This is a genomic window from Dankookia sp. GCM10030260 (assembly GCF_042666655.1).
In the GTDB taxonomy this organism is placed as follows: domain Bacteria; phylum Pseudomonadota; class Alphaproteobacteria; order Acetobacterales; family Acetobacteraceae; genus Paracraurococcus.
The window spans coordinates 1-10,349 of sequence record NZ_JBHTDE010000045.1; the positions used below are offsets into that span (position 1 = coordinate 1).

The window sequence follows — 10,349 nt, forward strand, 5'->3', positions numbered from 1 at the left end:
GTGCTGGCGCGTGCCTTTGAGCCGTTCTTCACCACGAAGGAGCCTGGTCGGGGCACCGGACTGGGGCTCGCCCAGGTCTACGGCTTCGCCCGCCAGCTTGGTGGCCACGTCGCGGTGGAGAGCCGTCCCGGCAGGGGCACGGCGGTGACCCTCTACCTACCCGTGACGGCCGAGCTGGAGGCCAAGCCCCGCAGCACCGAGGGGGACGCGCGCGGTATTGTCGCCACGGTGTCGTCGGCCACGGTGCTGGTTGTGGAGGACGAGACCGCGGTGCGGGACACAACGGCGGAGATGCTCCGCGAGGGCGGCTGGCGTGTCCTCGTGGCAGCAGATGCGCGTGAGGCGCTGTCGGCGCTTGAGGCGGGCGAGGCGGTGGACGTGCTGTTCTCGGACGTGGTGATGCCGGGCATGAACGGGGTCGAGCTGGTGCCGGCGGCGCGGCGACTGCGGCCAGGGCTGCCGGTACTCCTCACCTCGGGCTATGCCGGCGCGGCGCTCGACCACGAGCCGGCCTTTGAGGTCCTCCCAAAGCCCTACGAGCGGCATGAACTGCTCGCACGGCTCGGCGCCCTCGCGCCGGCGCACCCCGTCCACCCGGCACAGCGAGCGGATGCCGGATGATGGGAAGGGAGGGCGCCGCTGATTCCGCCCCCAACCAGCTGGGCGGAGCCGTCGATTCATCGTGCACGGCAACTGCCATTACCGAGCATGATCGACGAAGCTCTCAAGCAACGGCAGCTCAGGATGAGCAGCCGCCTTGCCGTACTGGACCGAGCAGCCCTCGACCGGCTTGCGTGTGAGAGCATGCAAGCCGGTCGGGTTGGCCTGTCAGCCTGCAGCCGCGGCAGCTTGGGCGGTGATCCTGGCAACGGCGGACTTTTTGTCCACGCTCTCGACGGCGGCGACCTCGCAGGCGAGCCGGTCGAGCGCCGCCTCATAGAGCTGCCGCTCGGAGAAGCTCTGCCCGCCTGCGACAGCGTTCCGGCCGAGATCTCGCACAACCTCGGCGACGACGCGTGGATCCCCGCTGTTGATCTTCGTCTGATAATCCTGCGCCCGTCGTGACCACATGACCTTGCTCTGCCTCGCCCGTCCCTTCAGCACGGCGAGTGCCTCGTCGATGAGCTTCTGGGAGGCAATGCAACGCAGACCGATGGAGCGGACCTTCGTCGTCGGAACCCGTAAGGTCAGGCGGGCCTCGTCGAAGACGATATGGACCAGATTGAGACTATAACCCGAGACCTCCTCAACCGCGATGCGCTCGACCCGGCCGACGCCGTGCGCTGGGTGCATCACCCGATCGCCCTCCTGCAAAACTTCCCCAGCGACCTCCGCAGTCCATTCGCGTGGCGTTACGCCGTTGGTAAACCTAGCTGCCGTCAATGCCGTTCTCATGCCGTGTAAAATCCCGATCAATCCCTTCGGCCCGCAGCAGCACACTGCACGCTGGAGAGTTTTGTCCGGCGGCATGAAGACACCCCCAGACATCCTCCCTGACATATAGTGCGGTTGGATGCTGTGTGGATTAAGGGAGCCGTCGCAAACCCCCGAAGGAGGGAATTGCGATAGGTACTCGGAAACGGCGCTCGGATCCCACGGGTCACGGCGTGGTGCTGACGTCGGGCTGGCCAATCTGTCAGGCGGCGAACTGAGCTTGTCGGGCCCGCCTGAGTGGACCCCGGCGCCAGCATGGCCAGAAAACCCGAGCCGGTATATCGCGGGCTTCTGCTATCCCTCGGCATCGGGCTTTGCTTTCTTCGCTCGGGTACGCGCCGCCTGCGGCTTTTTCGTGAGAAGATCAAAAAAATCGGGTTGCTTCGCTGTGAGCGCCGCCTTTGCCGCCTGTGCCTTGGTTGGGCGCCCCTTGGCCGGAGTCACTTTCGCAGGGGAAGTTTGAGCCGGTGCCTGGCGCTTCGCCATCAGCCATCCTTTGAGATATCGTCGTTGTCTACGGGCGAAAATTGGCCGGTGGTCAGGCTATTGCGGCTGAAACGCAGCAATATCACCCGGTCGACGAAGCATCTTGTCCACTTCCCCGGCGTGCTGCTCCTCGGCATGCACCATCTGCCGGGCGTACTCCTCCAGCATCACCGAGTGACTTTCCACCGTGACGAGCAATTCCTTGTAGAGGGCCAGCGCCTTGCCCTCTGTTTCCAAGGATTCTCGCATGATGGTGCCGATATCAGTTTGATGACTGTCGAGCAGCGGACCGATAGCGAGCGATGGGTACGCACCGAGGTGGGTGATCATCTCACCCGCTTGCTGCGCATGAACAAGGGATTCGCTCGCCTGCTCGTGCAGCCATGCCACGATTGGGATTCGGTTATAGCCAAACACGAGCAGTGAGTAGTGGGTGTAGCGGACGACGCCGGCCAGCTCTTGTTCCAAGATTTGGTTGAGCAGGCCAACCACTTTGTCCTTGTCCAAAGTGCTCATTGCAGCACCTCTCCGTTCATGCGTCAGGAGAACCAGCGTTCAAGTCATCCTCCGACGCTGATCAGGATAGCGCGGCTCAAAGCTGGGATGGGGAAAATCCCACAAGTGCCGAAGCCGGGCAGTCCGGTTCGCCCCAGAGATCCAGCACGGTGGCGAATCGCTCGCCTCATCTCGCTCAGGAGATTTCCTTTCGATCGCGCCTGACTGCCGCTGTCGCTTGGAAAATGCTTTCAGAGTGATGGCTCGTGCCGCCATTCTATCGCTGCGCTTGGCCTAGAGCTCCGCATGTCCTCGGCCATTGCTGAAGTACAAACTGCTGACGCTGTTCGATAGGTCAAACGCGATGGTCAGGCGAACGGGCAAACTACCAAGGAGACGACCTATGCAAGATAACCACGTCTACCGGAAGACCGATCTCGTTGGTAGTTCGAAGGAGTCAGTGACCAAGGCCATCGAGACGGCCATCTCGCGCGCGGCCAAAACGCTTCGCCACATCGAGTGGTTTGAGGTTGGCGAGATCCGCGGCCGTGTGCAGGACGGCAAGGTGACGCAGTACCAGGTCAGCCTAAAGGTTGGCTTCCGCGTCGAGACATAAGGTCCCTGTTGCGGAGATGGCGTTTGCAGGCCATCCGCCGCAGGTCCGGCACGCCTCTGAGTTGCAGGCTGGGACAGATGGGCGGGGAAGTGCGCCGCTGGGTGGGCCAGACCATATCCCCGGGCCGCGTTGGTCCGGGTCGCGTCGCGCCGGCGGCGTAGTGCGAGCAGCGACGATGCTGGCTGCGCTGTTGCTGCCGGCCTGCGATGGGGGCACACCACTTTCTGTCGTAAGTCATGGTGTCGAGAGGCGGGCCATAGTGGACCGCCCTGCGCGGCAGGGAGGCGAGCATCGCCCCCTGCTTGTCATCCTGCACGCGGCCATGTTCAGCGGGGCGCTCGCCCGCAGCGAGTTGGACCTGCAGGACATGGCGCGCCGCGCCGGGGTGGCGCTCGCCTTCCCCAACGCCGAGGGGCTGGTCTGGAACGACGGTTCGCTGTCTCAGGTGTTGTCGCGCCCACTCTCGGCGGTGGGCGATGATCTTGCCTTCCTTGATGCGCTGATTGCCGCCCTTGTTGCGGACAGTACCGCCGACCCGGCCGCCATCCACCTTGTCGGGATCTCAAGCGGCGGCATGATGGCGTTGCGCTACGCATGCTCGCGCGCCTACCGAGTGGCGTCAGTGGCCGTCTTTCTGGCGACCATGCCGCTCGAGACCGATCAAGACTGCCGTCCGACACGCCCCCTAAACGTCCTCATGGTTGCCGGCACCGCCGACCCGGTGGTTCGCTGGACGGGCGAGGTGGCGCTCGGGGGTATCGTGGGCCTACAGCAGCGCATGTCGGTGCCCGCGAGCTTCGACTTCTGGCGCCGGGCAAACCGCTGCACCGGGCTCGCGCCTGCACGGCCGCTACCCCGGCGCGGGCACGGCACGCAGCCCGATGTCCTGGTCCACGCAGCAACCGGCTGTGCCAGCGGGGTCCGCACCTTGCTGTACGAGGTGCGTGGCGGCGGACATAGGCTGGTGGCGGGCGATGACTGGACCCTGCTCCGGTTACTTGGCCGCGCCTCGCCCGACATTGACCCTGGCGCGCTGTTGCTCGAGTTTGCCCTCAAGCCCAGCCAAATCCCTGGGCTCGTGCAAAAAGACTCAGCGACCGCAGCCCGTGACGCGGCCGGAGGTGCTCCATGATGGCGTACGGTCGTGCCCTGACTGTCGCCGTCTTTGCGCGGAAGCGTTCATGGGTAAGCAGAAGTCCGCCTGCGTGGATGGTTCGCTGCCGCCAAAAATTGATCGAACGGCAACATGCAACGTCAAATCAAGTACTTTGCTTGGCTGCGTTCGCCGAGATCCGCCGTATGCTGTGCCGACCGCCATCCTTCTGGCTAGTGTCCCTGCTGCGCAGGACGGCCCGATGCGCGCTCCTCCTGATCGCCGTCACCCTGCTTGCGATTCCATCCGAAGCGGCTGCACAGCGGGCACCATCCCTGCGTATCGCCGCCGCGCTTACTCTCTCCGGCCCAGCTGCGAATATCGGTGCCGAGGTGCTCGAGGGCATCCAGATGGGCATCGAGGACGCCAACCGGAAAGCACTGCCGATCGACCTGGTAATCATCGATGACCGAGGCACTGTCGAAGGCGCGCGCGATGCCGCGCGTCGCATCGTGGACGGAGACGTCCTCGCGGTCATCGGACCCTCCCTCAGTGCGGTGGCGCCGGCGGTGGAGCCGATCTACGCCGAAGCCGGCCTTGTCGTCGTCGCCCCCAACATCGCAACGGATGCGACGTCGAGCGTCTTCCGCCTCAACTTGGGGCAGAGCAGGGTCGGCGAGGCGCTTGCCGACTACCTGCACCACGCACTCGGCGGCCGGCGTGCCGTGGTGATCTACAGCGACGACGGCTACGGCCAACCGCTCGCGCTCGGCTTCCGGCGCGGCGCTGAGCGCCTCGGGATTGCCGCTGTCTACCATCCCGTCTCGAATGTCGGGCAGGCGGTGGTAGCCGCCCAGCGCGCCGCAGGCAGCTTGGAGCGGACGGCTATCGTCCTGGGCATGCTCGAGACAGCCGCGGTCCCTGTGCTCAGGGTGCTGAAGCGAGCGGACATGCCGGGCCCTTTCCTGGCGACGGCATCCTTTGCTTATAGCGGGTACGCCCGGCTCTTCGTGGCGGAGCCGGAGGAGCAGGCCAGTCCTGGTTTCTTCACTGACGGGGTCTACGCGGCCTCGCCGGTCCTGCTCGACAGCGGGGGTGCCGCGCTGCTTGCCTTTGAGGAGCGCTTCCGCGTGCGACATGGGCGTGAACCCTCTTGGCGGGCTGTCCTGGGTTACGATGCGGTGCAGATGCTGCTGGGCGTCCTGGCGTCGACCACTTCCATGCAGGCGGCCCGTCAGCACGACAAAGCATCGCACCGCCGGGCCGTGCGCGAGGCAATTCTGGCCCTGGACGGGCCTGCTCGAGCATTCCCTGGCCTGAGTGGCCCGGTCTGGTTCGACCCAGCGCACGGGCGATGGGCGGCGATCCGCATCGCACGTTTCGACCGGGACTGGCTCGAATCGGCGCCGCTCCAACTCGTGCCGGCGGCAAACCCGGGCCTCGACGAACGTCTCGTCGGCGCGGTGGTCCCGGTCGCCGACGGACGCTTCGCGCGACTGCAGCGGGTCGTCTACGCCGGTGTGTACCTGAACGAGATCGCCCGACTGGACCTGCTGCAGTCGAGTTTCACCGCCGACTTCTACTTGTGGCTCCGCAGCGCCGCCACCGCTGCCCGGCCGGGTGACGCTGGATCGGCCGAGATCCAGTTCCCGGACATGCGCCGCGGCGACTTCGATCCTGCCTTGCCTGCGGTGCGCCGCGACCTGCAAGACGGTTCAACCTACCGCCTCTGGCACGTAAGGGGCGAATTCCGCAACGAGTTCGATCTGCACCGCTTTCCGTTCGACCGACAGACCTTGGCCGTTCGCCTGTTCAACGCGCGCGCTGCCTCAGATCAGATCGTCTACGCGCTGGATCGGCGCGCGGTGGCCAGGCAACCCAGTGCCGTGCCTACCGTGGTCGCACGGCTTGGTGCCGGGGGAGGTGGAAGGGCGGCTGCGCCGGATTCGCCTGCTGGCTCTCCGTGGGTGGCCGCTGATGCCTTCCGCCACCTGACGCAGTGGCGAGCCCTTCGGGCCGAGGCACGGCGGGATGTGCTCGTCACCCCTTCGGCGCTGGGCGATCCGCTACTCGTCGGTACCGAGCAGGTACGAGAGCTTTCGGGCTTCCGCTTCGAGGTAGACCTGCGCCGGCGAACGGTATCCACCCTTGTCAAGAGCCTGCTGCCGGTCGGGCTGATGACGCTGATGATGTTTGTCTCGCTCTGGTTCCCGCCAGCCCTGGTGCGGGACAAGGTGGCGGTGGCAATCACCGGCGCCTTGTCCGGCGCAGTCCTGCTCGTGTCCATCAACAGCCAACTCGGCAACGTCGCCTATACGATGGACGTTGAGTACGCGTTCTACGTATTCTTCACGCTTGCACTCCTCTGCATCCTCTCGGTTTCGGCGGCCGAGCGGCTGCGAACTTCGGGACGTGGAAGGATCGCCCTGCTCGCTGAACGCGCGACGCGGTTGGTGTTCTTCCTCGCCGTGGCTGCGATCGCCGCTGTGGGCTGGCTCGCCTCGACGCAGTAGCCGCTCCTCCCCAGCCGGAGGGAAAGTGTTGCCCCTTGCCGATGCAAAAGCAGTCTCGGTTGCAAGCAACTTGAGCTGTCGTACCGACGACCATAATTCAAGGAGTTCGTGCAGAATCTCGCCGAGCACCTGCAGCAGGGCAGCAAGATCCGGATCCCCGCCCTCGGCATCTTCCAGGTGAGCGCGCGGGCCGCCCGGACTGGGCGGAACCCGGCCACCGGCGAGCCAATCCAGATCAAGGCCAGCAAGAAGATCGCCTTCCGCCCGGCCAAGGAGCTCAAAGAGGCGATCTGACTGTATGTCAGCGCCGCCGTGGAACATCGCTGCCGGGCAGCGTGAAGTATCGACAGCACGCTATGGTGCTGTCGCTCAGACCGGCAGCATGGTTTCTCCATGATGCAGCGGCCACAAACGCACAGAGCCCCATGATCTCGCTCTGAGGTCATGGGGCTCGTGCGTTTGTGGCCAGGACGGCGAGGGGTCGGTTACTTCCTAAGACTGCCGAAGTCGGTCTGCTTCTGCCGTGGTGCTCGGGCACCGCGCGAAGCGGACGCTGAGGACATGCGGGCGGTCCGGCTGCGTCGTGCAGTCAGCGGTACAGCTCTCGCGCTCGCCGATTTGCCGGGCCAGAGCGATAAGCTCAACAGGATCGCCGCCGCCATACTCGATGGTAATATCGGCCGCCTGGCGGGCGGCGGCCCGAAGTCGGAAAAGCAAGGACACGCGGCACCTCCCGGTGACTGAAGCTCTCGACAGGATCGGCGGCGTTGCTAGTCGGCCGCCCCGGTGGATGACGCTCGGATTCCGCTCGTCCGGCTGGAGGCAGGCACGATGCAGCGCGGCGACGCGTTGCTGCTGGCCTCTTCCTTGCCAAAAAGCATTGCCTGAAGCTGGCGGCGGGCACGGAAAACCCGGGACTTGGCCGCACCTACGGCGCAGCCGGTCACCTCCGCGACTTCGTCGTAGCTCATGCCCTGCAAAGCGACCATCAGCAGCGCCGCACGCTGTTCCGCCGGGAGACGGCCAATCGCACCGCGCAACTCGCCGAGGATCAGTCGGTCCTCCTGCGCCCCACCGATGCCGAGCACTGCGTCCGGCACGTGGTCCAGGTCCTCAGTCGCGTGCCGCTTGCGGGTGTCAGTGATGAAGCGGTTGTGGAGGATGCGGTGAATCCAGGCGCGGAAGTTGGTGCCTGGGGTGAAGCTGTGGCGCCCGGCCAGCGCGCTGGCGACCGCGTCGTGCACCAGGTCGTCAGCAGCAGCGCGGTTTCGGGTCAGGGCGCGAGCGTGCGTTCGAAGACGGGGCAATGCCGCGGTGAGCAGATCGTGGAACCCGTCGTGCTGCGGCATGAGCGCTCCTCCTTGCTACTCATAGTTGTAGCGAGGCGCTTAAGCACACGCACTGCCATTCTCATGTCGCGACAACAATGTGAGGCGTGAACTGGCCGCAGGGCTCGTCCAGACCCCCCGCACCGATGAGGCTGTCCAATGCGGCGTCCGTCTTGTGGCCGGTCGAGTTGGCAAGGCATCTGCGTGACCCACGCGATGACACGCAGTGCCGCTTGGTTGGGCTTGCCCGCGTTCGTCCTAGCCCGTGCTCGCCGTTGAGGGGTGCGCTAGTCAGAAGCCCTCTTCCAACGCATCAAGGTCGACCTGCTGGATCGAGAACCAGATCGGCTCTGGGCTGCGCGCCGCGGTGCGCAGGATGGGCTTGGCGGCGGCCAGCAGCTCATCGAGCGAACGGAACGGGTTCACCGCCTCCTCGCCATCACTGGTCCGCATCAGCAGGGCATAGCCGGCTTTGCTGGGCCGTGGCGGGGGTGCAGGCACCGAGGGTCTCGACACCGCCCCGACGCGCCCTGATCGGGTGGGTGCCGGGGACGGCACGCGCGCTGGTGGCAGATCAGCTGCGGCGACTGCGGGCAACGAGACCTTGTCGTTCGCCAGCGCCGGCGGCTCCGACGCGACCGGGGGCATAGCAGCCGGAGCAGCAGAAGCGGAGTTTGGCTCGGCCGGCGCACCGAAGAGGTCGTCTACGGCGGCGACTGCCGGAACAGGGGTGGGAGCGGCTGCGCCAACGCTGGGGGAGGACACGGCCTCACCCGTGTTCTGGACATCCTGCCGACGGAGCTTGGCCAGGATGGCGTAGATGTTCGCTGCGGTGCAGCCATAGGCCGCAGCCACGTCAGCGACTTTCTGACCTTCAACGTCGACCCGGTGGCGGATCGTCGCCTGCTCCTCCCGCGGTATCCTCGGCATCTGCCCCTATTCCTTGCCGCTTACGCCGACGCGAACGAAATACGAACTTTGACGTCAGATACCAGCGGGCGAGGCGGATTCAAATTTGAATTTGGTTATCGTCTCTTGCGGCGCGGTCGACCGGACCGCGGCGGCGCTGCGAGGGCGAGCAGCGCGACCGACTACCGCAATCCATCCGCGGATTGGGTCCGGCCTACAGCAGCGTAGTCTGGGGTGGTGGACCCTCGGTGGTCTTGCGGCGTGGCTTGGCGCCAAGCAGGGGCGTTGACCGGCTGGCGGCCTCGCCAGGTCCGGCATCGTTGTCGTCCGCGAGAAGGCGGAGCTGCACGGCCGCCTCGGCGGCCGCTGTCGCGGGCGGCTCCAGGGACACCGGCCAGAAGCACTCGACGCGGTCCTCGCCCCGCAGCGCCAGGAAGACCACCCGCTCGACCTGCCCGGCTTCGCCGGTCTCTACCGCCAGCCGGAACGCGAGGCCTTCGGCCGCCCCCTCGCCCAGTGCCAGGGAGAGCTGCTGCATCTCCATCTCCTGTCGCCGCAGCGTGCGCTCGGTCGGCTCATCGGCGGCGCCGCGAAAGAAGCGCACCGGCACGCCCTCGCCCTCGTCCGCCGCGCCGATGACGAAGACGAAATGGGCGCTGTCGTCCAGCACCGCGAGCCAGGGATAGTCGCCCGAGCTGGCGGCGCGCTGGAGGCGATGCCGGCCAAAGGCGAAGGCGCGGCAGCCGACCGACCAGGGATCGTCGCCGAGCTCGTAGCTGGCCATGGCCAGCGCGTCACGGCGGGCATGGGCCAGCAGGCGGGCACAGAGCCGCAGTCGGTCCTCGGTCAGGGCGGGATGGTAGTCCCAGGGCAGGCGCGGTGGCGGTGGCGGTGGCGGTGGCGAGGGTGGTTCGGCGCGCTCCATGGCTCGACCGTAGCACGGGCGGGATTGCCTTAGCGGACCCTGGTGCGAGCGGGGCGTGAGCACCAGGCCGGCATGGGCCGACTGCTTGGCGGAGCAGGCGGCGAAGCCCCGCCTCGGGGCGCGGACACCGGCGGACCTCGAGCGATGCCGCCGGGCGAACTGGAAGCACGGCGGGCGCAGCGCCAAGGCCATCGCGGGCCAGCGGCTGCGCGGCGAGGCGCGGCGGCTGACCGCCAGCCTGCGCGGCTTGATCCGGGCGGCGGAGGACCGCATCGCGGCAGACCAGGCCGAAACGCGAAAAGCCCCATGACCTCGGTCTGAGATCATGGGGCTTTTGCGTGCCCTCCAGTCGGGAGGACAGAGAATGGCGGCTACTCCGGCGTGTCGCCGGTGCGGGCCCGCTCCTGGCGGCGGTGCTCGAACACGGCGCCCTGGAAGGCGCGGAACTCGGGCATCCGCAGGAAGCGGACGAGGTAGCCGCCGTAGGTCAGCTCGGCATGGCAGGCCAGGCAGATCAACCACCCATGCTCCGGCTTGTTCAAGCCGCGAT

12 protein-coding genes are annotated in these 10,349 nt (G+C 66.5%); 6 read left to right on the plus strand and 6 right to left on the minus strand.

The window, feature by feature from the left end:
* Window positions 1-621 (plus strand): response regulator (locus ACFQS7_RS30205; protein WP_380070856.1); only part of this gene is annotated, 621 nt, incomplete at its 5' end.
* A gap of 207 nt (window positions 622-828) precedes the next feature.
* Here the strand turns inward: ACFQS7_RS30205 and ACFQS7_RS30210 are convergent.
* From ACFQS7_RS30210 to ACFQS7_RS30220, 3 genes are all read right to left on the minus strand, one after another.
* Window positions 829-1,314, minus strand: coding sequence for a CarD family transcriptional regulator (locus tag ACFQS7_RS30210; protein WP_380070867.1), 486 nt, complete (start codon window positions 1,312-1,314; stop codon window positions 829-831).
* Window positions 1,315-1,728: 414 nt separating this feature from the next.
* Complete coding sequence (locus ACFQS7_RS30215) at window positions 1,729-1,920, minus strand: hypothetical protein (RefSeq protein ID WP_380070857.1); 192 nt, start codon at window positions 1,918-1,920, stop codon at window positions 1,729-1,731.
* A gap of 57 nt (window positions 1,921-1,977) precedes the next feature.
* Window positions 1,978-2,436: a bacterioferritin gene (locus ACFQS7_RS30220; RefSeq protein ID WP_380070858.1), complete on the minus strand. Its 459-nt coding sequence runs from the start codon at window positions 2,434-2,436 to the stop codon at window positions 1,978-1,980.
* Between the two features lie 382 nt (window positions 2,437-2,818).
* On the opposite strand from ACFQS7_RS30220, the gene ACFQS7_RS30225 reads away from it, so the two are divergent.
* The 4 genes from ACFQS7_RS30225 to ACFQS7_RS30240 all read left to right on the plus strand — a co-directional run bounded on the left by ACFQS7_RS30225 (window position 2,819) and on the right by ACFQS7_RS30240 (window position 6,931).
* Window positions 2,819-3,031 carry a dodecin gene (locus tag ACFQS7_RS30225; RefSeq protein ID WP_380070859.1) on the plus strand — a complete coding sequence of 71 codons (213 nt, stop codon included), beginning with the start codon at window positions 2,819-2,821 and terminating at the stop codon, window positions 3,029-3,031.
* Between the two features lie 259 nt (window positions 3,032-3,290).
* Window positions 3,291-4,163 carry an alpha/beta hydrolase family esterase gene (locus ACFQS7_RS30230; protein ID WP_380070860.1) on the plus strand — a complete coding sequence of 291 codons (873 nt, stop codon included), beginning with the start codon at window positions 3,291-3,293 and terminating at the stop codon, window positions 4,161-4,163.
* 140 nt (window positions 4,164-4,303) lie between these two features.
* Entirely contained in the window at window positions 4,304-6,637 is a 2,334-nt protein-coding gene (locus ACFQS7_RS30235; protein ID WP_380070861.1) for an ABC transporter substrate-binding protein, read from the plus strand.
* A 108-nt stretch (window positions 6,638-6,745) separates the two neighbouring features.
* Window positions 6,746-6,931, plus strand: a complete 186-nt coding sequence (locus tag ACFQS7_RS30240; protein ID WP_380070862.1) for an HU family DNA-binding protein — start codon at window positions 6,746-6,748, stop codon at window positions 6,929-6,931.
* Window positions 6,932-7,407: 476 nt separating this feature from the next.
* On the opposite strand, the gene ACFQS7_RS30245 is transcribed toward ACFQS7_RS30240, so the two are convergent.
* The 3 genes from ACFQS7_RS30245 to ACFQS7_RS30255 form a co-directional block, all read right to left on the minus strand.
* Window positions 7,408-7,986 (minus strand): sigma-70 family RNA polymerase sigma factor, encoded by a 579-nt coding sequence (locus tag ACFQS7_RS30245; protein WP_380070863.1) that lies wholly within the window; start codon window positions 7,984-7,986, stop codon window positions 7,408-7,410.
* Between the two features lie 270 nt (window positions 7,987-8,256).
* A complete protein-coding gene (locus ACFQS7_RS30250) occupies window positions 8,257-8,895 on the minus strand; it encodes a hypothetical protein (RefSeq protein WP_380070864.1) in 639 nt (212 codons plus the stop codon).
* Window positions 8,896-9,088: 193 nt separating this feature from the next.
* On the minus strand, window positions 9,089-9,799 hold the full coding sequence (locus ACFQS7_RS30255; RefSeq protein WP_380070865.1) for a hypothetical protein: 711 nt from the start codon (window positions 9,797-9,799) through the stop codon (window positions 9,089-9,091).
* 55 nt (window positions 9,800-9,854) lie between these two features.
* Between ACFQS7_RS30255 and ACFQS7_RS30260 the strand changes: the two genes are divergently transcribed.
* Entirely contained in the window at window positions 9,855-10,109 is a 255-nt protein-coding gene (locus ACFQS7_RS30260; protein WP_380070866.1) for a hypothetical protein, read from the plus strand.
* The last annotated feature ends 240 nt before the right edge of the window (window positions 10,110-10,349 follow it).